We start from the raw sequence: 21,032 nt of genomic DNA on the forward strand, positions 1-21,032 counted from the left end.
TTTTTATTCCCATCCTTTGTATATATCTTTACTTAAATAACGCTCACTACTATCTGGAAAAATCGTTACAATATTTGTACCTGGTTTTGCTTTTTCAGCCTCAAGCAAGCTTGCATGGAATGCCGCTCCTGAAGAACTTCCAACGAGAAGACCTTCCTTTTGCGCCAATTCTTTTACACGTAAAAATGCATTTCGATCAGAAATCGTATGAATTTCATCGAAATAAGATGTTTTTAAAAATGGTGGAATAAATTCAAGACCAATTCCTTCTGTTTCATGTGAACCAGCCTTACCACCATTTAAAATAGATCCTTCTGGTTCTACAATAACCGTTTTAATATCAATGTTTTTCTCTTTTAAATAAGACGCAGTTCCCATAAACGTACCGCCAGTTCCTGCCCCTGCAACAAATATGTTAATCTCTCCATTCAGTGCATCCCAAAGTTCAGGACCTAGTGTTTTGAAATAAGCACGAGGGTTTGCTTCATTAGCAAACTGACTTGGAGAGTATGAATTTGGTATTTCCTTTACTAATTCTTTTGCCTTTGCAATTGCGCCGGTCATTCCCTGCTCAGTCGGTGTATGCACGACCGTTGCACCTAACGCTTTCATTAATTCTTGCTTTTCAACACTAAATTTCTCTGGTACACAAACAATGACGCGTAAATCATGTTCTAACGCTGCAAGTGCCAGTCCAATACCGGTATTTCCAGCCGTCGGTTCAATAATTGTTCCGCCCTGGGTAACAAGCCCTTTTTCTAGTGCATCTTCGATTAATTCCCTTCCTAAACGATCCTTAACGCTTCCGCCTGGGTTGTAAAATTCAAGCTTTGCAAATAAACGGACTCCTTTCGGAAGTGAAAAACGAGTAATTTCTACGATTGGTGTATGGCCAATCAACTCATGAACGCCACGATATACATTCATCGTGTTCTCCCCCTTATTTGCCAATAAAGAAAAGGCAACTGTATGTATTTTCTTTATATGAGACAGTTGCCTTTTTGTTACATTACTTTAACTCTTCTAGTACTTTTACGATAAAGTTTGTAGAATGAAGAGCTGCTTGATCTAAAAATTGATCAAATGAAACATTTGATTCTTTACCAGCAATATCAGAAAGTGCACGAATAATAACAAACGGAACTTCATATTGGTGGCATACTTGCGCAACAGCTGCTGCTTCCATTTCTACTGCATAAAGGTCTTCAAATTTATCACGAATTGCTGCAACGCGGTTCGGATCACTCATAAATGAATCACCTGTTGCAATCATACCTTTTACAACTTGAATATTTTCTTCTGCTTGCATACATTTCTCAGCTAATGCAACTAATGCCTCATCAGCTTTAAATCCAGGTGGCATTCCTGGCACTTGACCATATTCGTAGTTAAATGCTGTAACATCTACGTCATGATGACGAACTTCTGTTGAAATAACCACATCTCCAACATTTAAAGAATGATGGAATCCACCAGCTGAACCAGTGTTGATTACTTTTTCAGGTTTATATCTTTCTAATAAAATTGTCGTTGACATCGCTGCATTTACTTTACCAATACCAGACTTTAGCAAGATTACTTCATGTCCTGCCAATAGCCCTTTCGTAAATTCACAACCTGCAACAGTTTCTGTTTCTGCTTGTTCTAGTTTGTCACGTAAAATACGTACTTCTTCTTCCATTGCTCCAATTACAGCAATTCTCAATCTAATCCCTCTTTCTATTGCTTAGTTGCCTCCATTACCCATACAAAATGATTTAATCTCGTAAACGTTACATGGAAGCCATTGTTTTCAAAAATAGATTGCATGATAGGAATACGTGTATAGTATTCTGTTTGCAAATCGTTTGCTAACTGATGAAAACCTCTTTGTTTTGCTGTTTCAACAGTTTTATCATATGCATCTTGATCTGCAAATATCGTATCAGCAAACACTATTTTACCACCTTTGTTTAGCAATTGACTATACTTCGCAATTGCTACATCTTTTTCTTCATCTGTTAAATGATGAAATGCATAGGTGCTCACAATAGTATCAATTGAATTTGGGACTTCAAATGAAAGAAAGTCACCCTCTGTAATTGAAAACTCTTTTGGTAATTTCTCTTTTGCAATAGTACGCATTTCGCGTGACGGTTCTATACCGTAAACTGTGCGACCAGCAAGTAATAATTTATTTGTTAAATTGCCAGTACCAACACCGAATTCTAATACGTTGCCAAATGACTTGTTAACTACATCCTCTAAAATGTCCTCATAATGGGCGAAAACTTCTTTATATTGTATATCTTCGCCTTGTACAAATGAGTCGTACGTATGAGCCCATTCATCAAATAAACCATTAAATTCTATGCCCATAAAAATTCCCCTTTTTCTTATCGGTTTTATCAGTATGATATTCCCTCTTTCTAAAAATGTCAATTGAAATGCACATAGTATTTCCTTCTTTTCTTTGTTACACTATAGGTGATTACATAGGAGAGGGGTCGTCTTCGTGTCATTTACCTTTGAAATGTTAGAAGATAAAGTAGAGTTTTTTGAAGCAGCGGACTTAGCTTCTTTAGAAAAAAAAATTAGTGAGCAAATTGATAATAATAAAGCACTTATGCTCGAAGTACATCATATCTCGCATCAAATGATTATGGATTCTGAAAGCAAAAGACCTTATTATAGTGCGGTTGTTCATTTTAAATTAAAAAAATTACGCTAACTAAAAAAGAGAAGCTCCTAAGAGCCTCTCTTTTTTAGTTTAGAGTTTGAACAAGTACTGGTTTCCAGCCCTCATTATCTACCCAATCAATGTTTACATAATATTTTTTACCTGATTGCTTATCTTGTACGTTACCGTAGGCTTTATTCTTACCGTTATTTCCGATTCTATGAATAACTAATTGCTCTACTGGAACGTCAATTGCAGCGGAAATCGCTTGATTCATCTCATTCCAATCTGCTGTACCTTTTTTAAACGTCATCGCAGGTGTTGCACCTTGTTCTGTACCTACTGGCTTCCAAGAAGGTTTCGTATAAGCATCTGTTGCCTTTGGCTGTGTTTTTTCAGCTGATACTTTCTCATTAGCTTTTGCTTCTTCTTCAGCTTTTTTCTTTTCTTCTTCAGCTTTTTTCTTTTCTTCTTCAGCCTTTTGCTTCTCTTCTTCTTTTTTCTTAGCCTCTGCTTTATCTTGCTCGTTCTTCTTCGTCTCTTCTTTACCTTTAGCTTTCTCAGCTTTATTCTCTTTTGTTGTTTGCTGAGCTACTTTTTTATCACTAGAAGACGCTTGCTCTTTTGTATCAGGAACAAACAATTGATATGCTACTATAGCTACTGCCACTAATACAATAGCAATCGCAATATTTAAAACACCGTTTTGACGACGTTTTTGTTGTTTCTGTTGGAATCTAGATCCTCCTGCCATTCTTCAAACCTCCATGCAGTTTTTCATACTTGCTATTGTAACATTAAATCTAGAAAGGGTGAACATTTACAATAATATTTTCACGAAATGAAAACATTTCATAAATAATTGCAAGATTACTTTTCATTTTCTAATTGATGAATTGCTTCTACCAGTTCTGTAAAAACTGGTGTAACTACATTTACGTTACTATCTGTTTCTATATCAACTACAACTAAAGCATATCTTGGGTTTTCATATGGAAAATAACCTGCAAACCAGCGATTCACCTTCGTTCCTTTTCCTGTTTGTGCCGTCCCAGATTTTCCAGCGACACTTAGTGGCAACGAACGAAATGCCGTTCCCGTTCCCTTCTCCATCGTTACAACGCCTCTTAATAACTCTTGTAGTTTTTTCACCGTTTCATAAGAAAGTTGTTTCCCATTTAATTTATGGTTTTCAAATGTAAAAAAGTCGGTTCCATTTTTATACACTATTTTTTTCACAGCTTTCACTTCCAGCTTCTCTCCATCTCTAGCAATTGTCGCCATCATATTCGCTATAGCTAGAGGTGACACGCGTACATCTTTTTGTCCGACCATCGTTTGGGCAATCGCTTTTCTACTATCTTTATTTTCTTCGCTTCCCCAAATAATAGCACTCTTTTCTTCTGGCAATTGCTCAAATTCCGGTGTATGAAATACCGAACCTTTCCACCCTACCTTCTGACTTGCTCCTAAGGCCTCTAAATACGTTTCTAAAACTTCACTATCCTTTTGCATTAGTTCATTACCTAATGCGGCAAACGTCCGATTACAGCTTCTAGCAAAGCTTTCCTTAAAATTTAATGAACCCATCATAACTTGTGGCAGATTTTCATCGTATAAATCCGTATTACAGTTAAATGCACGATTAAACCGCACCAAATTCTCATCAATTACTGCCGCTGCAACTACTGTTTTAAAAACAGACCCCGGAAAATGAGGAGTTAACATTTGATTTTCAAGTGTAGCTTTATATACACTCCTATCACTCATCTGTAAAGATGGCTTACTTACCATTGCTAAAATTTCACTATTCTTTATGTCTAGTAATACTAATCCACCTTTTTTTATTCCGTTTTCATCTATAATCTTTTCTGCCTGTCGTTGCAACGTTTTATGTATTGTCGTTTGAATAGTAACTGGATAAAATGGATTTCCTGGTGAAGTATATTTCGCCTGTTTCCCGAAAATCGGTTCTCCTTGTCGATCCACTTGATATAGTACTTTCGCCTCTCCATCAGTTAGTAAAAATTCATCAAATGATTGCTGCAATCCGGAAATACCAATTGGCGTTTGTTTCGAAAGTTTTTTCATTTCTCCATAACGCTTTTGAAATTCCTGTTCATTCTCTCCCACATCACCTATTAAATGATTTGCCTCTCCCGTTTGCTTCAATCGAACTTCTGCTGCTACAATACCTAAAATATCTAAGCGATTTACCTTCTCCATCTGCTCGACCGTTAATTGAAATGGGATATTCCCCCTTCGTAATATAAATGCTTCATTCTTATTTTTTATTTGCAGTCTTATCTCTTGTCTCGACACACCAATGATATGCGCAATTTTCTCTAACATGTCATTTTTTATTTGTAAAAATGGGAAAATAATTAAAACTGGATATTTCTCTTCACCAATTTCCTTACCATTTCGATCTATAAAATGCCCTCTTCCATTATCTACTGTAAGTGATTGTGTGCGCTGCGTAACACTTTTTTCAATCAAATTAATATTTCGGTCAGTAAACGATTCTGTATCTATAATCTGTATTTGGATTAAACGACAAAGTAATAAAAAAATCATACCCATAAAACAAATTAAAACAATTATAATTCTCCGTTTCATTTTCATAAAAAACACCTCGTCTATTTTAGTTTAGACGAGGTACTGTTTTATTTATACAAACTGCAAAATTTAAAGCTATATTACCTCAATATACTTAAAGTCCTCAATTATGATATCAAACTATTTAGTAGTTTATTGCCCTTTCCTGTCGAACCGTTTGAAAGTTCTAACAGTTTTTTATTTGTATAAAAAAGTTAAAATAATAAAAAAGATTCCCCCAATTGGGAGAATCTTTTTTATTATTTTACAGAGATAATCTCTACTTGCATTTCTCCACCTGGTGTTTGGATTGCTACCTTCTCACCAATTTGCTTACCTAATAAGCTTTTTGCGATTGGAGAATCGTTAGAAATTCTTCCTTCAAATGGATCGGCTTCTGCGCTACCTACGATTGTGTAAGCTTCTTCGTCTCCACCCGGTAATTCTTTAAATGTTACAGTTTTACCTAATGTTACAACTGTAGACTCTTCACCGTTGTCTTCAATGATAACCGCATTACGGATCATATTTTCCAGTTGTGTAATACGCCCTTCTACGAACGCTTGCTCATCTTTCGCTGCATCATACTCTGAGTTCTCAGAAAGATCTCCGAAGCTACGCGCGATCTTAATACGCTCTACAACTTCTTTACGTCTTACTGTTTTTAATTGTTCAACTTCGTTCTCTAGTTTTTGCTTACCCTCTTGCGTCATAGGGTATGTTTTTTCTGTTGCCATATTTTCCACTCCTTTTATATACCAATCCCCCGAAAAAAGAGGAGTTCCATATGAAAACTCCCCCACTTATATTAGCGGAGGTTTCTAGTACACGTGGCACTAGTGGAGTTGTCACATACAACCCCGTATTCCAAATTCTTCTTTATAGTAAGAAGATATGTATGGAAACTTGATATAAATATGCCCTCACCTATATATAGATGAGGTTGCATGTTTCATTGTATTCGATAGGAAGGGAAAAAATCCCTTCCTATCGTATATCTTTTACTATGCTATTACAAATTTACTTTTTGTTCAAGAATTGTAGCAATTTTTGTCACCATAATATCAATTGCAACGTGGTTTTGTCCACCTTCAGGGATAATAATATCCGCAAATTTCTTAGAAGGCTCAATAAATTGATTGTGCATTGGACGTACAACACTTACGTATTGATCAACAACTGAATCCATCGTACGACCACGCTCTTTAATATCACGCTGCATACGGCGTAAAATACGAAGGTCTGCATCTGTATCAACGAACAACTTAATGTCCATTAACTCGCAAAGACGTGGGTCTTCTAAAATAAGAATTCCTTCTAAAATGATTACATCTTTCGGCTCAACTGGAATAATTTCTTCTGAACGCGTATGCAATGTATAGTCATATACAGGCTTATCAATTTGCTCATATGCAAGCAACTGCTGCAAATGTTCAATTAACAGATCATTATCAAACGCAAGCGGATGATCATAATTTGTTTTTAAACGCTCTTCCATTGGTAAATGGCTTTGATCTTTGTAATAATAATCTTGCTCTAAGATTAAAATAGAATGACCTTGAAAATGGTCAAAAATCGCTTTCGTTACACTCGTTTTACCTGATCCTGAACCACCAGCAATTCCAATTACAACAGGCTTATTCGTCCCCATTCGACTATCACTCTTTCTTATTGAAGTATGCTTTTGCGCATCATGTTATTCACATACACTGGTTGATCCACTTTGAATTTCACGATTTGCAACGGATGTCTCGCTGCATCTAATTCGTTTCCATCCTCATCCCAAATTTTCTCCACCGTCTGCGTAAAGTTTTCTATTTCTGGTCCAAAGAACTCCACTTCATGTCCTGGTTTGAAATGATTACGTTGCTCAATCGTTACGATGCCCGTTTCTTCATTATAATCTAACACTAAACCAGCGAAATCATACGTTGTTTTCTTACTATGATTTCCAAACATTTGCTCTTGATGTCCTGGAACCCCTTCAAAGAATGCAGGAGCTGTATCACGATTTGCACATTTATCAAGCTCATCTAGCCATTCTTGTTTAAACTCAAAATTATCCGGATCCGCACAATATGCATCAATTACTTTACGATATACAGTTGCTACAGTCGCTACGTAATGGATAGATTTCATACGTCCTTCAACTTTTAAGCTATCAATTCCAATTTCAATCATTTTCGGAATTGATAAGATTAAATTTAAATCTTTTGGACTCATCGCAAAGTGAGCATCTTCTTCTTGGAATAGAGGAAGCTCTTTTGCATCTTTATGTTGTGATACCGTTTGAACTAAATCATAGTCCCAGCGACAAGATTGACAACAACCACCACGGTTAGAGTCACGCGCTGTCATATGGTTACTTAATGTACATCTTCCTGAATATGCGATACACATTGCACCATGGACGAATGCTTCAATTTCAATATCCACTTTTTCTTTAATTTCTTTCATCTCTTCATAGCTTGCTTCACGAGCTAATACAAGACGATGTAAACCTTCTTCTTTCCAATACTGTGCTGCTTTCCAGTTGGATAGTGATTGTTGTGTACTTAAATGCACCTCAACAGAAGGCGCTACACGTTTACATGTCTCAATAATAAGCGGATCGGCAACGATAATTCCCGTTACGCCAGCTTTTTCAATCCCTTTTAAATATTCCTCTAGCCCGTCCATATTTTCATTATGCGCAAAGATATTTGTTGTTACGTATATTTTTGCTCCATATTTCTTTGCAAATTCAACGCCTTCTGCCATTTCTTCCAGCGTAAAGTTACCTGCATTTGAACGAAGACCAAATTCTTGTCCACCTAAATATACAGCATCTGCCCCGTAATGGATAGCTACTTTTAATTTTTCTAAGTTACCCGCAGGGATTAACAGTTCAGGTTTCTTCACAATAACGCGTTTGCCATCGATCACTCGTGAAATTTCTTGTACAGTCATTTCCTACACCCTCCTCGTTTAGTAAACCGTCTCTTTAAAGAAGAACCCTGTATCTAACGGACGATTTACCGGTTGCATTTCTTCTATCTCGTTATATAAATCGTCTTTCACGTCATAATACGCATCACGATCTTCTACACATAAATCAATTGCTTTACGATATTTCTTCGTTACCTCAATAATGTATTCAGAACTTTTTAGTACACCCTCGATTTTTAAGCTATCAACTTCAGCATCGATTAGTTCCTCTAACTCATCAATGAAACAAATATCGTTCGGACTCATAATGTGAGTACCATTTTCATCTTCATAAATTGGATATTTATTATTGCGCTCTGGATCATATAAGAACATATTCTCTTCATACTTTTTCTTTTCAATATCGAGATTACGACCTTGATACTCAAAGTAGTTTCCGACTAATGAACGCTTTGATTGGAACATGCAAGTCATACCGTGAATTTGCACTTCAAGTTCCACTTCAGCATTTTCTTTTAATTCAACAATTTCATCTAAACTAAGCTCACGAGCTAATACAGCGCGTTTCGCACCTCTTTGCCCCCAATAGTTACAAGTAAACCAGTTTGTTGCTGTCGTTTCTGTATTCCAGTGCAACTTCATGTTTGGTGCAACTTCACGAACAGCCATTAATACCGCTGGATCTCCGAAAACAATCGCATCTACATGTATTTCATTTAAAAATGCAACATAGTCCGTTAATTCTTCTACTTTATCATTATGGAACATCGCATTCATTGCAACGTATACTTTCACACCATTTTCATGTGCAATGTTTACAGCTTCTTTCACATCTTCACGTGAAAAATCTCCTGCTAAACGTAAACCAAACTTTTGTTCACCGATTATTACTGCATCTGCTCCTGCTTTTGCAAGAGGTTCGATATCCGCCACTGCTCTAGGCGTTACTAACAATTCAGGTTTCTTCATACCTTTGTCACCCTTTCTTTTTACTTACAGCCACTCCATCACCAATCGGGAAAATCGTTGTATCATATCCTTCATGGTTCATAAGCCATTCATTGTACGTCTTAATACGACGAATCAAACCACGTGTACGTCTATTTTCAATTTTCTCTTTTGTCGTTACCAGGCCATGGTACATAACATTATCTGAAATAATAACGCCACCAGGATTTAATAACGGTTCATATAAGTCAAAAAAGCGACGATATTGCCCTTTCGCTGCATCAATAAAAATAACGTCAAATGTTCCATGTTCTTTCACTTGTTCGCCCGTTTCTAAAGCATCACCGTAAATAACAGAAATACGCTCTGTTACTGGGGAACGTTCTATATATTCAAGTGCCTTTTCATATCGTTCGCGATTACGCTCTACTGTCACAATACGAGAATTCGGAATGGCTTGCATCATACGAATACTAGAATAACCGATTGCTGTTCCAAGTTCTAAAATGCTTTTCGGTCCAATTAAACGTAAAAATTGCAGCATAAATTCCATTCCAAGTCGATCCATAATCGGCACATGGTTTTCTGTTGCATACTCTTCCATTTCAAGAATTAATTTATCTTTTGGATCAATAAATGATAATAGGTACTCGTTAACTGCATCCTCCATAATTGGTCCTCCTTATTTACATGGAGAAGTGCCTCTATGACGCGTAAACCTTTGTCTTTTCACACATAGAATGCAATAAAAATACAAGCCAGCTTCACCCTTAGCTTGTACGTCCCGTTTTGATATTAAAAACGATTCTTCTGCCAGTTTTTAACCCGATATATTTTATCATAAAAAAGAGGGATGTGCGACCTTTTTCGCTACCCCTCCCCATTTCACTGTTTTTTCGTTATATATTTTTGCTTTAATGCATTATGTTCTTCTAATGTTTTCGCATAATACACTTCACCACTTGGTGCAGCTAAGAAATAATAATAATCTGTTTGCGCAGGTTCTAACGCTGCTTCTACTGAATGTTTACCAGAGTTTGCAATCGGTCCAACTGGCAATCCTTTCACAACATACGTATTGTACGGTGAGTTCACTTTTAAGTCCTCGTATAATACACGTTGTTTATGCTTTCCAAGCGCGTATAATACCGTCGGGTCCGTTTGAAGTGGCATACCTTTCGCTATACGATTATAAAAAACACTAGAGATCTTTTGACGATCTGTAAAACCAGTAGCCTCTTCTTCAATAAGTGAAGACAGCGTAAGAAGCTGATGAACATCCCAGTTCTTCGCTTTCATTTTCGCCTCATTTTGAACAATGATTGCATTCGTTTTCTCAAGCATCGGCATTACAATTTCTTCTAATGTCGTATCTTTCTTATAGAACGAATACGTCGCAGGATATAAATAACCTTCTAATGGATATTTAATATTGCTATCAAAGATTTTGTCAGTCAATAACTTCGGATACTTTTGCTGCATTTTTTGAACAAATGCCTTATCGTTTAATTGACGCACAACATCATCTTTATTCCACTTTAATTCTGCCGCAATCGCTTCTGCAATTTCAGTTACTTGTGCTCCTTCTTTAATCGTCACTTTATAAAGAGCCGGACGATGTACATTACCAGATGACATTTGTTCCATGACATCTCCAGCACTCATGGAAGCATTTAACAAATACGTGCCAGCTTGTAAATTTTTTGATTTAGCTTTTGCATAAAAACTAAAGACTGTACCGTTTTTCACAGCACCTTTTTCTTCTAAAATCTCACCAATTTTACTTGTAGATGAGCCCTTAGGAATCTCTACTTCAATCTCTTTTTTATTCCCGCTATCAACCGGTCCTAACGCCGATAAAATATATGCATAGACTGAACCACAAACTAAGAGCAGTGCAATAATCGAAAATAAAAAAATGCGTCTACGCTTCTTTTTCACTTGATTCTCTACCAAAACTCTTCCTCCTTATTCAATTGTAGACCATATGTATATGTTTCTATACAGCATGATGGAAAACCACAACAAATCCGCCTAGCTCTTTTAATAGCCATTTTATTTTTCTACAATCCGTATCATTATACTACAAAGGATTGCGTGGTTTCGACAAAAAATCTTTCATTTTACATATAAATACAAAAAAAAGATGGACTGTATGTCGTCCATCTTTTCAGTACTTATTATTCTGCGTCTTGCTCATCAGCAAGAGTGTTGAACATTTCTTGTACCATTTCCCACTCTTCTTCAGATTCGATCGGAAGTAAAGTTCCGCCCTCTTCTTCATTTTGCTCATAAGCCATTGCATCATAAATTTGGTCTCCATCTTCGTCTACCTCACCGATTGGAGAGAAGACTACGTATGATTTTTTGCCAAATTTTTCAGCATCAAAAGTGAAAACAATCTCACATAAATGTTCGTTACCTTTTTCGTCTACAATTGTAATTTGATTTTCTTCCATTTTGGTCACCTCTTATTTACTATCTAAAAATCCTTGTAAGATTACGACTGCAGCCATCTTATCGATTACTTGCTTTCGCTTCTTACGGCTTACATCAGCTGAAATGAGCAGACGTTCCGCTGCCATCGTCGACAAACGCTCGTCCCACATTACAACGTCTAATTGTAACAGTTCTCGTAGGTTTTCTGCAAATTGCTGGCAAGCTTCACCACGCGGGCCAATTGTACCATTCATATTTTTAGGTAAACCTACTACTATTTTGTCCACTTCATACTGTTTTACTAACTCAGAAATACGGTCAAAACCAAATTGACCTCGTTCTTCGTTAATCTTGATTGTTTCCAATCCTTGTGCTGTCCAGCCCATTTCGTCACTAATTGCAACTCCGACTGTTTTTGTACCTACATCTAAACCTAATATCCGCATAAACTACTCCTCACGATGATGTTTCAAATAAGACTTCACAAGCTCTTCAATTAACTCATCACGTTCAAGCTTGCGAATGATGCTTCGTGCATCTTTATGGCGAGGTATGTATGCTGGGTCTCCACTTAATAAATAACCGACGATTTGGTTAATCGGATTATAGCCTTTTTCTTGAAGTGCATCATACACAGTTAAAAGTACATCATTTACATGGACACTCTGTTTTTCATCTTGAATGCTGAACTTCATTGTTTTATCAAAACCGTCCATTTCAAGCACCTCACTTATAGAGTAAGTATAGGGAGAAGAACTTCTCCTCTCCCTACCATTGTACACTACTATCTCTTTATTTTGAAACAGATTTAACGTACTCTTGTACAAATGCTAAAGCTTCCTCAACTTGCGCTGGGTTTTTACCACCTGCTTGTGCCATATCAGGACGGCCACCACCGCCACCGCCACAACGAGAAGCTACTTCTTTCACAAGCTTACCTGCATGGTAACCTTGGCTAATTAAATCTTTCGTTACGCCAGCTAAAATATTTACTTTATCATCATTTACAGACGCTAATACAACAACTGCAGACTCTAATTTATTTTTCAGGTCATCCATCATCGTACGTAAGTTGTTCATATCTGCAACATTTACTTTCGCTGCTAATACGTTCACGCCATCAACTGTCATTACTGAATCAGTTAAGTTTCCAGCTTCGATATTGCTTAATTTCGCAGCAAGAGATTCGTTTTCTTTTTGAAGTTGTTTCACTTCAGCAAATAAACCATCAACTCTTGTTAAAATATCTTTCGGATTTGTTTTCATTTTTCCTGCTGCTTCTTTTAATAAACCTACTTGATCGTTCATTAATTCGTATGCAGACTTGCCAGTTACCGCCTCAATACGACGAGTTCCTGCACCGATACCAGACTCAGCAACGATTTTGAAAATACCGATAGAAGCTGTGTTATCAACGTGACAACCACCGCAAAGCTCTAAGCTGTAATCGCCCACTTGTACAATGCGTACAACATCACCGTATTTTTCACCGAATAATGCCATTGCACCCATTTCTTTCGCTTCTTCGATTGCTTTTTGAGAAATCTCAACATCAATACTTTCCCAAATTTTCTCGTTTACGATACGCTCAATTTTTTCTAGTTCGTCAGCTTGTACTTGACCGAAGTGAGAGAAGTCAAAACGTAAACGTTCAGAAGTTACAAGAGAACCAGCTTGGTTAACATGCGTTCCAAGTACGTCTTTTAATGCTTGATGCAGTAAGTGAGTTGCTGTATGGTTTTTCACAACGCTACTACGGTTTTTCGTATCGATAACAGCTTTTACAGCCGCTTCTTTCGTTAATGTACCTTCTTCAACAACAACTTTGTGTAAGTTTTGACCATTTGGTGCTTTTTGTACGTCTTTTACAAGAACTTTCACACCGTCAGCAAGAAGATAACCACGGTCTGCAATTTGCCCACCGCTCTCAGCGTAGAATGGCGTTACATCAAGTATTAATTGTCCTTCTTCGCCTGCTTGCAAGCTATCTGTGTACTCACCATTTTTCACAAGTGCAACAACGTTACTTTCTGTTGCAACTGTACCGTAACCAACGAATTCGCTCGCTACTTTAACTTCGCCAAGGACACCGCCTTGAACTTGCATAGAATCAACGTCTTGACGAGCCGCACGTGCACGCTCACGTTGTTTTTCCATTTCAGCTTCAAAGCCTTTATGGTCAACTGTCATACCAGCTTCTTCTGCGTATTCTTCTGTTAATTCAATCGGGAAACCGTATGTGTCGTATAGACGGAACGCATCTACGCCAGAAATAACAGTTGTTTTTTCTTCTTTCGCTTTTGCAATTACTTCAGCTAAAATTGCTTCACCATCATGAAGTGTTTCATGGAAACGCTCTTCTTCGTTTTTCACAACTTTTGCGATGAAATCTTTCTTTTCAAGTACTTCTGGATAGAAGTCTTTCATTACTTCTCCAACAACCGGTACTAATTCAAACATGAATGGACGGTTGATATTTAATTTCTTCGAATAACGAACAGCGCGGCGTAATAAACGACGTAATACATAACCACGGCCTTCGTTAGATGGAAGAGCACCGTCACCAACAGCGAATGTTACTGTACGAATATGGTCAGCAATTACTTTAAACGCCATATCTTTTTCTAAGTCGCCATTACGATACTTCTCACCAGAAATTGATTCTGTTGCACCAATCATCGGCATGAATAGATCTGTATCAAAGTTCGTAGGCACATCTTGAACGATAGATGTCATACGCTCTAGACCCATTCCTGTATCGATGTTTTTCTTAGGAAGTGGCGTATATGAACCATCTGGATTATGGTTAAATTGAGAGAATACAAGGTTCCATACTTCTAAGTAGCGCTCATTTTCTCCACCTGGATATAATTCTGGGTCACTAAAGTCATTACCGTAAGATTCTCCGCGGTCATAGAAAATCTCTGTATTCGGTCCACTTGGTCCTTCACCGATATCCCAGAAGTTTTCTTCTAAGCGGATGATGCGCTCTTTTGGAACACCCATTTTCTCATTCCAAATTGTGAATGCTTCTTCATCTTCTGGATGGATTGTAACTGATAGTAATTCTTTATCGAATCCAATCCATTTGTCGCTCGTTAAGAATTCCCAAGCCCAAGTAATTGCTTCTTCTTTGAAGTAATCACCGATTGAGAAGTTTCCTAACATTTCAAAGAATGTATGGTGACGAGCTGTTTTCCCTACGTTTTCAATATCGTTTGTACGAATTGATTTTTGTGCATTTGTAATACGTGGGTTTTGCGGGATTACACGACCATCAAAATATTTCTTTAATGTCGCTACACCACTGTTAATCCATAGAAGAGATGGATCTTCATGTGGAACTAGTGATGCACTAGGTTCTACTGCATGTCCTTTTTCCTGGAAAAAGTCTAAAAACATTTGACGAATTTGAGCGCCTGTTAGTTGTTTCATTGTATTTTCCTCCTTAAATATAAAAAACTCCCGCCCCTATAAAAGGGACGAGAGTTAACTCGCGATACCACCCTAATTATGAATTGATTATTATAACAATCAATTCATCACCTCATGGTGCCGTAACGTGGCAAGACGGCAGTGATTAGCTGCTCTCAGGATTAGCTTTCTGTTACCCTTCATTTGAAGCTCCTTTCAGCCAGTGGAAGCTTCTCTCTATAAATGGACTGTAACATACTTGTTCCGTCATTGATTTAATGTATTATATGACTAAATATAATAGAATTCTCTTAAGTTTGTCAATGTAGATAATAATAATTATATTGTACCACATACATTTCTGATAGCTACATAAGTATCTACTTGTCATTATAAACAGCCTTTATATATTATGTATTTATTAACAAGTAGGGATATTTTCATACAAAAAAATTACTACTTGTTAATATTTCTGGATATTACATTTTTGTTATAATTAAATTATTAACAATAAAGGAGCGATTATAATGACAACTTTATTGAATCAAGCTAAAGAAATGTTAACTACTGACGAAAAAATCCTTTTTTATGCAGCATGTTCATTAGATATATTTATCTATCGTTCCGTCGCAAGGCCAGGACTGTTAATCTTGACGAACAAAAGGCTCTTCTTTTACGGACCAGATTTAAGTAGGAACCCAATATTTGAAGAGTACTCTTTCGCAAAAATTTCTAATCTAAAAGAACAGAAACGACTTTTCAGCAATCAAATTGTATTTATGTATGATGATGAATGGAAAAGAATAAAACATATTCAAACAAATGATGTGAGCGGGGTTGTTCAGCAAATAAAAAAACAACTACCTAAATAGGCAGATTGTGAGCCCTCTATTTCTATAAATAGAGGGCTTTCACATTAAATATCTTCTCTTTTCCAAAGAGGCCTTACATGAACGATCACTGTGCGAATGACCGCTAAAATCGGGACCGATATTAATAATCCTACAATTCCCGCAACTTCTCCCCCAACTAGTAATGCGAGCATAATAATAACAGGGTGCATACGGAGCGACTTACCAACGATGTAGGGAGATAAAATATTACTTTCAACAAATTGCAAAATCGCAATTGTAATTCCCGCCTTAATGAGTAAACTCGTTGATACCGTTGCCGCGATCATCAATGTCGGAATGGCTCCTAAAATAGGGCCAAAATACGGGATTATATCCGTTACCCCAATAATAATACCGAGCAGCAATGGATATTTCATACCGATAAACCAAAAAGAAAGAGCGGATACTCCCCCTAATACTAAGCAAACAAATAACTGTCCTCGAATATAGCTTCCAAGTGACTTGTCAATTTCTTTCGCGAGCATTTGTCCTGTACTACGCCATTTACTTGGAACTAGTTTCCAAAAGGTATGATAAAACTCACCGTAGTCTTTTAATATGTAAAATACAATGAACGGAATTAAGAAAATAATGAGCAATGAATCCAGTACACCACGAGCTGTGCTCATTACTTTATTCAAAAGCGCTTGAATCTTCATTTCTACACCAACAAAAATTTGTTTCACCTTTTCATGAATAAATGATGGGAAATTCGCTGTTTGTTCTGTTACCCCATCCATCCAAGAATCGTACATTTTTGTAAACTGCGGAAATTGTTCATTAATCTCTTGCAACTGCTTTATAACAATTGGCGTTCCTTTATAAATTCCATAGCCAATCCCGCCGAAGAAAAGGACATAAATGAGCAAAATAGCAAGTGTGCGTGGCATCCCTTCCTTATGGATTTTTTCAATTAACGGGTGTAATAAATATGCAATGAAACACGCAATAAGAAATGGTGTAATTGCCATTTTAAACACAAAAATAATCGGTGCCCATAGCGGCTTAATTTTTAAAAAGACAAGCAAACAAAGAAAAACGAGTAACAATAATCCTAAACGATATATCCAAATGATTTTAAGATTCTTCACACGAAAAACCTCCTCCACCTTTATTTTGAAAATAAATAGGGTAGGTTATGTGCAAAACTTTTAAAATCTTTTCATACAGACCATACTGTTTTTTAAAGACGTACATATATTTAACATAATAAGGACAACCACCCCTGAGAATACAAAAAATCAAAATATAATCAGGAGGGCTAATTATGGTTTTATTTATGCTCGTATTATCCGCACTTTTTATGATTCTTGAATGGATTTGTATCGGGTTTGGTATTTGGAAAGGTTTCTTTATTCGCTCCTCGCGAAAAGAAAGAGCGAAGCAATTATGGCATTATGGAATACTTGGAGTTGGATGTTACGGTCTATCTTATGTTTTCTCGGAAATCGGACTTTTATATTTGCATATGAATACGTAAAAAAACTCCCTCGTCAATAAGGGAGTTTTTCACTTTATCGAAATGATTATAAATAAGACTTAATCATCTTACGCGCTTTTTTCATATTGCGTTTTGAAAATACATCTTGCTTGCGAGCATATCGATATGCTGCAGCCCCAACACCTAATGCGATTAATGAATTGCGTAGATTCAAAGTAGATCCCCCTTTTCGTTATCCGATCGTTCTCTCATTCTCATCAAATAAATCATCAAGAGAGCTTAATGAACCATCTTCCTCTACTTGATGCGTATGGATTTTCCCCTTTGAAACCGATAATTCAATATAACAATTCCAGCAATAAAATTGGTTGACACCTATTTTTCCAATGTCTTTCCCTTTGCAATTTGGACAACTGAACATATGGCTTTCATCTCCTCACAGTCTCCCAGATTCTATTCGCCATTATGTCCAAACCGCATTCATTTATACATGCTAGAGCCTTTCAACGTTGTACGTTTGAAAGTTTCACTATATAATCTCACCTTGTTACATGAAATCATACGGTGAAATGTTTTCCACGTCCATTTCTTCACCATTAACCGTTACCATCTGTACCTCTCCTTGTGATTCTTGCAATCGACCAGCTAAAGTCGTTTGACGCATTGCATCATCAAGGCGATTTACACCGGATTGAAAAGCTGCTTCCTCTCCGCAAATAATAAGGAATTTTTTACTTCTCGTAATGCCCGTGTAAATTAAATTACGACGTAACATACGATTGTAACTTTTTACGATTGGCATAATAACAATCGGGAATTCACTACCTTGTGATTTATGAATCGAACAACAATATGCATGTGTAATTTGATTTAAATCTGGCTTTGTATACGTTACTTCAATCCCATCAAATGAAACGATAATCATATCTTGTTGCTCAACGTTTTCTTTCGCATAAAACACCGAAACGATTTCTCCGATATCACCATTAAACACTTGGCTCTCTGGCTGATTCACCAATTGTAGTACTTTATCACCTCTTCGGTATACAACATCACCGTAAGCAATCTCTTTACTCTTTTCTTTTTTCGGATTAAATACTTCTTGCAACGCTTCATTCAGCACATTAATACCAGCAGGTCCCCGGTACATCGGCGCTAATACTTGTACATCTCTTGCACTAAATCCTTTTGTCTTTGCGTTTTCACAAACCTTTTTGACAACCTCAACAATTTGATTTCCTGTACAAGCAATAAACGAACGGTCTTTTTTGTTTTCCGCTAAATCTGGTGGTAACATTCCATCTTTTATCGCATGGGCAAGCTGAATAACAGATGATCCTTCCGCTTGACGATAAATTTCTGTAAGTTTGACTGTCGGAACTGCACCTGCATTCAATAAGTCTTTTAACACTTGTCCAGGGCCTACAGATGGCAACTGATCTTCATCGCCTACAACGATAACTTGAATATTTGTCGGAAGCGACTTGAATAGCTGATTTGCAAGCCAAATGTCAACCATTGAAAACTCATCAATAATGAGTAACTTCCCTTGAACCGGGTCAGTTTCATTACGCTGGAAAGAACCTTCTGGCGTCCAACCAAGCAAACGATGAATTGTGCAAGCTGGAAGTCCTGTTGATTCACTCATTCGCTTCGCCGCTCTTCCTGTCGGGGCCGTTAATAGTATTGGAAATGGATTATCATCACTATATTCATTTGGATTTAGTGATAATCCGTGCAATGACGCATACATTTCAACAATTCCTTTAATAACTGTTGTTTTCCCCGTTCCTGGTCCACCTGTTAATAACATCATCGGTTTATGAAGTGCAGTTTGAACTGCTTCTTGCTGAAGCGGTGCATACTGCACCTTCAACTGTTCTTCAATTTCTCCTAATGTTTTTAACACTTTTGCTTCAGGGAATGAAGGAGTTTCTTCTTGATTCATAAGACGACGAATTGACTTTACAACGCCTTTCTCAGAATAGAATAAAGAAGCTAAATACACTCGCTCTTCTTCTATAATGACTTTCCCTTCACTTTGCATCATTTCAACGCAGCCTACAATGTCTTCCTCAGTCACTCTACCTTCTTGATTATTTAAAAGTGACATCGTTTCTCTTACAAGCTGACCTTTTTCCATATAAACGTGACCAAATTGTAATGACACATTCTCTAATGTATAAAAACATCCCGCACGTACACGGTCGTCGTGATTGCCCGATATACCTAATGCACGCCCTATATCATCTGCTCTCCCAAAACCAATTCCATCCACTTCTTCAATAAGCTTATATGGATTGTTACGAATCACTTCTAATGTCATCTCTTTATATTGCTGATAAATTTTAATTGAAAGCTTCGTCCCAAAACCGTAACCATTTAAAAAACTCATCACTTTTTCTAACCCTTGATGCTCAATAATCGTCTCATATATTTCCTGCGCTTTTTGCTTGTTTACAACACCATTTAACGCATCAGGATCATCCATAATTTTAGAAATGGCATGCTCACCAAGATGGTCCACGATTTTTTCAGCCGTACGCTTTCCAATCCCTTTAAACAAATCGCTCGCTAAATACTGCACCATACCTGCTTTTGTTTGTGGCAATTCTTTCTTAAATGTTTCAACTAAATATTGTTTCCCATACTTTGGGTGGTCTTTAAAATGACCTGTTAATGTAAACACTTCATCCTCATGCATACGGGGAAAATGACCGTTTATCATTACTTTTTTTTCGTCGTATGTTTCATTCGTTTCAATGACTTTCATACTGACAACGGAATAGAGGTTTTCTTCGTTGTGGAAAATGGTATGAAGAACTTGCGCTTTTATAAATTTTTTCTCTTCCTCAAACAAATCCATTGCATGTTGATTTCCCATCTTTCCTCTCCTTTCCGATTTCTTTTCACTTTAATGAGCAGTACATCCCCCACCTGTTGCACACTCTTTAGATGAGGGGTAACTGCGCATTAAACTATAATTTCACTTTATTCAGCTTCTTGCTCTAATAAACGAATACCATTACCAGCTAAAAAGTGATCTGGCTGAACTTCAGTTGCTTTCTTAAATAAAGTAAGAGCTTTCTCGTTATTTTCTTCGAATACGTACGCAACACCTAAATTATAATACGCATCTGCATGCTCTTCATCCATTTCTAATACCTTTTCAAAATAAGGTTTCGCCTCTTGAATATGTTCTAGTCGCGCGAAGCAAAGTCCACATTGGAATACAGCTTCTACATCGTTTCCATCTAATTCAGTTGCTCTTTGTAAAAATGGCAATGCAAGACGATCATTTCCAAGTTGCACGTGTGTGATACCTAGCATAAATGTTACATCAGCTGATTGTAGTCCTGCTTGCATCGCTTGTTCAAATACAGCCTTTGCCTCTGCAAATTGCTCTTGGCCGTAATATACATTTCCTAAACCATAATAAGCAGCCGCAGATTTATCATCTAATTCTAATGCACGTTTATAAAATAAAATTGCTCGTTCACTATCACCTAATACATCTAATAAATTCGCAAAGTTAATGTATCCAAGCGCATCTTTCGGATTTTCTTCAATTGCTTCCGTAAAGTTTTTAGCTGCTTCTTCCCAGTTTCCTTCTTGCATATATTGAATACCTGTTTCAAGTTTGTTTGACATGTCCTTCACCTCTACATCAAATTATAACAAAGAATGTATTTTTCAAGCGAACGAAAATTCG

The 21,032-nt window shown here is 36.9% G+C and carries 23 protein-coding genes and 1 other annotated feature; of the genes, 3 read left to right on the forward strand and 20 right to left on the reverse strand.

The genetic code is table 11. The features are described from left to right. Window positions 1–3: 3 nt before the first annotated feature. The 3 genes from VK90_RS09560 to VK90_RS09570 all read right to left on the reverse strand — a co-directional run bounded on the left by VK90_RS09560 (window position 4) and on the right by VK90_RS09570 (window position 2,358). Complete coding sequence (locus VK90_RS09560) at window positions 4–927, reverse strand: O-acetylserine dependent cystathionine beta-synthase (RefSeq protein ID WP_002173555.1); 924 nt, start codon at window positions 925–927, stop codon at window positions 4–6. An 82-nt stretch (window positions 928–1,009) separates the two neighbouring features. Continuing rightward, window positions 1,010–1,705: a 5'-methylthioadenosine/S-adenosylhomocysteine nucleosidase gene (gene mtnN, locus VK90_RS09565; protein ID WP_002088741.1), complete on the reverse strand. Its 696-nt coding sequence runs from the start codon at window positions 1,703–1,705 to the stop codon at window positions 1,010–1,012. Between the two features lie 14 nt (window positions 1,706–1,719). After that, complete coding sequence (locus VK90_RS09570) at window positions 1,720–2,358, reverse strand: class I SAM-dependent DNA methyltransferase (RefSeq protein ID WP_002173556.1); 639 nt, start codon at window positions 2,356–2,358, stop codon at window positions 1,720–1,722. A gap of 136 nt (window positions 2,359–2,494) precedes the next feature. On the opposite strand from VK90_RS09570, the gene VK90_RS09575 reads away from it, so the two are divergent. Continuing rightward, window positions 2,495–2,710 (forward strand): YrzA family protein, encoded by a 216-nt coding sequence (locus VK90_RS09575; protein ID WP_002173557.1) that lies wholly within the window; start codon window positions 2,495–2,497, stop codon window positions 2,708–2,710. Between the two features lie 34 nt (window positions 2,711–2,744). Here the strand turns inward: VK90_RS09575 and VK90_RS09580 are convergent, their stop codons facing one another. The 12 genes from VK90_RS09580 to alaS form a co-directional block, all read right to left on the reverse strand. Next, window positions 2,745–3,413 (reverse strand): YrrS family protein, encoded by a 669-nt coding sequence (locus VK90_RS09580; RefSeq protein WP_048372298.1) that lies wholly within the window; start codon window positions 3,411–3,413, stop codon window positions 2,745–2,747. Window positions 3,414–3,529: 116 nt separating this feature from the next. Beyond that, a complete protein-coding gene (locus VK90_RS09585) occupies window positions 3,530–5,284 on the reverse strand; it encodes a peptidoglycan D,D-transpeptidase FtsI family protein (protein WP_048372300.1) in 1,755 nt (584 codons plus the stop codon). A 233-nt stretch (window positions 5,285–5,517) separates the two neighbouring features. Then, window positions 5,518–5,994 carry a transcription elongation factor GreA gene (gene greA, locus VK90_RS09590; RefSeq protein WP_002173560.1) on the reverse strand — a complete coding sequence of 159 codons (477 nt, stop codon included), beginning with the start codon at window positions 5,992–5,994 and terminating at the stop codon, window positions 5,518–5,520. Between the two features lie 275 nt (window positions 5,995–6,269). Next, window positions 6,270–6,908, reverse strand: coding sequence for a uridine kinase (gene udk / locus VK90_RS09595; RefSeq protein ID WP_048372302.1), 639 nt, complete (start codon window positions 6,906–6,908; stop codon window positions 6,270–6,272). Between the two features lie 17 nt (window positions 6,909–6,925). Next, on the reverse strand, window positions 6,926–8,206 hold the full coding sequence (locus VK90_RS09600) for a peptidase U32 family protein (protein ID WP_000217969.1): 1,281 nt from the start codon (window positions 8,204–8,206) through the stop codon (window positions 6,926–6,928). Window positions 8,207–8,224: 18 nt separating this feature from the next. After that, the gene (locus VK90_RS09605) at window positions 8,225–9,154 is read right to left on the reverse strand and encodes a peptidase U32 family protein (protein ID WP_048372306.1); all 930 of its coding nucleotides are present in this window, start codon (window positions 9,152–9,154) and stop codon (window positions 8,225–8,227) included. A gap of 7 nt (window positions 9,155–9,161) precedes the next feature. Continuing rightward, entirely contained in the window at window positions 9,162–9,803 is a 642-nt protein-coding gene (locus tag VK90_RS09610; RefSeq protein ID WP_048372308.1) for an O-methyltransferase, read from the reverse strand. A gap of 215 nt (window positions 9,804–10,018) precedes the next feature. Beyond that, on the reverse strand, window positions 10,019–11,089 hold the full coding sequence (gene mltG, locus VK90_RS09615) for an endolytic transglycosylase MltG (RefSeq protein WP_048372310.1): 1,071 nt from the start codon (window positions 11,087–11,089) through the stop codon (window positions 10,019–10,021). Window positions 11,090–11,313: 224 nt separating this feature from the next. After that, window positions 11,314–11,592, reverse strand: a complete 279-nt coding sequence (locus VK90_RS09620; RefSeq protein ID WP_025147360.1) for a DUF1292 domain-containing protein — start codon at window positions 11,590–11,592, stop codon at window positions 11,314–11,316. A 12-nt stretch (window positions 11,593–11,604) separates the two neighbouring features. Further along, the gene (gene ruvX / locus VK90_RS09625) at window positions 11,605–12,018 is read right to left on the reverse strand and encodes a Holliday junction resolvase RuvX (protein ID WP_048372312.1); all 414 of its coding nucleotides are present in this window, start codon (window positions 12,016–12,018) and stop codon (window positions 11,605–11,607) included. A 3-nt stretch (window positions 12,019–12,021) separates the two neighbouring features. Further along, complete coding sequence (locus VK90_RS09630) at window positions 12,022–12,288, reverse strand: IreB family regulatory phosphoprotein (protein WP_000348590.1); 267 nt, start codon at window positions 12,286–12,288, stop codon at window positions 12,022–12,024. 76 nt (window positions 12,289–12,364) lie between these two features. Beyond that, a complete protein-coding gene (gene alaS, locus VK90_RS09635; RefSeq protein ID WP_048372314.1) occupies window positions 12,365–15,007 on the reverse strand; it encodes an alanine--tRNA ligase in 2,643 nt (880 codons plus the stop codon). Window positions 15,008–15,047: 40 nt separating this feature from the next. Further along, window positions 15,048–15,266 (reverse strand) — a binding site (T-box leader). A gap of 247 nt (window positions 15,267–15,513) precedes the next feature. Here alaS and VK90_RS09640 point away from each other — a divergent pair. After that, window positions 15,514–15,858: a PH domain-containing protein gene (locus VK90_RS09640; RefSeq protein ID WP_048372316.1), complete on the forward strand. Its 345-nt coding sequence runs from the start codon at window positions 15,514–15,516 to the stop codon at window positions 15,856–15,858. Window positions 15,859–15,902: 44 nt separating this feature from the next. Here the strand turns inward: VK90_RS09640 and VK90_RS09645 are convergent, their stop codons facing one another. Next, on the reverse strand, window positions 15,903–16,970 hold the full coding sequence (locus VK90_RS09645) for an AI-2E family transporter (protein ID WP_048372318.1): 1,068 nt from the start codon (window positions 16,968–16,970) through the stop codon (window positions 15,903–15,905). 176 nt (window positions 16,971–17,146) lie between these two features. On the opposite strand from VK90_RS09645, the gene VK90_RS09650 reads away from it, so the two are divergent. Continuing rightward, entirely contained in the window at window positions 17,147–17,359 is a 213-nt protein-coding gene (locus VK90_RS09650) for a hypothetical protein (protein ID WP_002173569.1), read from the forward strand. A gap of 46 nt (window positions 17,360–17,405) precedes the next feature. Here the strand turns inward: VK90_RS09650 and VK90_RS09655 are convergent, their stop codons facing one another. The 4 genes from VK90_RS09655 to VK90_RS09670 all read right to left on the reverse strand — a co-directional run bounded on the left by VK90_RS09655 (window position 17,406) and on the right by VK90_RS09670 (window position 20,971). Then, window positions 17,406–17,534, reverse strand: a complete 129-nt coding sequence (locus VK90_RS09655) for a YrzQ family protein (RefSeq protein ID WP_002173570.1) — start codon at window positions 17,532–17,534, stop codon at window positions 17,406–17,408. 18 nt (window positions 17,535–17,552) lie between these two features. After that, the gene (locus VK90_RS09660; protein ID WP_000490499.1) at window positions 17,553–17,741 is read right to left on the reverse strand and encodes a hypothetical protein; all 189 of its coding nucleotides are present in this window, start codon (window positions 17,739–17,741) and stop codon (window positions 17,553–17,555) included. 126 nt (window positions 17,742–17,867) lie between these two features. Next, window positions 17,868–20,204 carry an SF1B family DNA helicase RecD2 gene (gene recD2 / locus VK90_RS09665; RefSeq protein ID WP_048372322.1) on the reverse strand — a complete coding sequence of 779 codons (2,337 nt, stop codon included), beginning with the start codon at window positions 20,202–20,204 and terminating at the stop codon, window positions 17,868–17,870. Window positions 20,205–20,311: 107 nt separating this feature from the next. Next, the gene (locus VK90_RS09670) at window positions 20,312–20,971 is read right to left on the reverse strand and encodes a tetratricopeptide repeat protein (RefSeq protein WP_048372324.1); all 660 of its coding nucleotides are present in this window, start codon (window positions 20,969–20,971) and stop codon (window positions 20,312–20,314) included. Window positions 20,972–21,032 lie beyond the last annotated feature (61 nt).

The sequence above is a fragment of the Bacillus sp. LK2 genome, from assembly GCF_001043575.1.
Lineage (GTDB): Bacteria > Bacillota > Bacilli > Bacillales > Bacillaceae_G > Bacillus_A > Bacillus_A paramycoides.

Excerpts from the sequence above, each read along its gene's own strand:
- VK90_RS09560 (WP_002173555.1), bottom strand. The coding sequence starts at position 927 with ATGAATGTATATCGTGGCGTTCATGAGTTGATTGGCCATACACCAATC.
- VK90_RS09570 (WP_002173556.1), bottom strand. The coding sequence starts at position 2,358 with ATGGGCATAGAATTTAATGGTTTATTTGATGAATGGGCTCATACGTAC.
- VK90_RS09580 (WP_048372298.1), bottom strand. The coding sequence starts at position 3,413 with ATGGCAGGAGGATCTAGATTCCAACAGAAACAACAAAAACGTCGTCAA.
- VK90_RS09585 (WP_048372300.1), bottom strand. The coding sequence starts at position 5,284 with ATGAAAATGAAACGGAGAATTATAATTGTTTTAATTTGTTTTATGGGT.
- greA (WP_002173560.1), bottom strand. The coding sequence starts at position 5,994 with ATGGCAACAGAAAAAACATACCCTATGACGCAAGAGGGTAAGCAAAAA.
- udk (WP_048372302.1), bottom strand. The coding sequence starts at position 6,908 with ATGGGGACGAATAAGCCTGTTGTAATTGGAATTGCTGGTGGTTCAGGA.
- VK90_RS09600 (WP_000217969.1), bottom strand. The coding sequence starts at position 8,206 with ATGACTGTACAAGAAATTTCACGAGTGATCGATGGCAAACGCGTTATT.
- VK90_RS09605 (WP_048372306.1), bottom strand. The coding sequence starts at position 9,154 with ATGAAGAAACCTGAATTGTTAGTAACGCCTAGAGCAGTGGCGGATATC.
- VK90_RS09610 (WP_048372308.1), bottom strand. The coding sequence starts at position 9,803 with ATGGAGGATGCAGTTAACGAGTACCTATTATCATTTATTGATCCAAAA.
- VK90_RS09620 (WP_025147360.1), bottom strand. The coding sequence starts at position 11,592 with ATGGAAGAAAATCAAATTACAATTGTAGACGAAAAAGGTAACGAACAT.
- ruvX (WP_048372312.1), bottom strand. The coding sequence starts at position 12,018 with ATGCGGATATTAGGTTTAGATGTAGGTACAAAAACAGTCGGAGTTGCA.
- VK90_RS09630 (WP_000348590.1), bottom strand. The coding sequence starts at position 12,288 with ATGGACGGTTTTGATAAAACAATGAAGTTCAGCATTCAAGATGAAAAA.
- alaS (WP_048372314.1), bottom strand. The coding sequence starts at position 15,007 with ATGAAACAACTAACAGGCGCTCAAATTCGTCAAATGTTTTTAGACTTT.
- VK90_RS09640 (WP_048372316.1), top strand. The coding sequence starts at position 15,514 with ATGACAACTTTATTGAATCAAGCTAAAGAAATGTTAACTACTGACGAA.
- VK90_RS09650 (WP_002173569.1), top strand. The coding sequence starts at position 17,147 with ATGGTTTTATTTATGCTCGTATTATCCGCACTTTTTATGATTCTTGAA.
- VK90_RS09660 (WP_000490499.1), bottom strand. The coding sequence starts at position 17,741 with ATGTTCAGTTGTCCAAATTGCAAAGGGAAAGACATTGGAAAAATAGGT.
- recD2 (WP_048372322.1), bottom strand. The coding sequence starts at position 20,204 with ATGGGAAATCAACATGCAATGGATTTGTTTGAGGAAGAGAAAAAATTT.
- VK90_RS09670 (WP_048372324.1), bottom strand. The coding sequence starts at position 20,971 with ATGTCAAACAAACTTGAAACAGGTATTCAATATATGCAAGAAGGAAAC.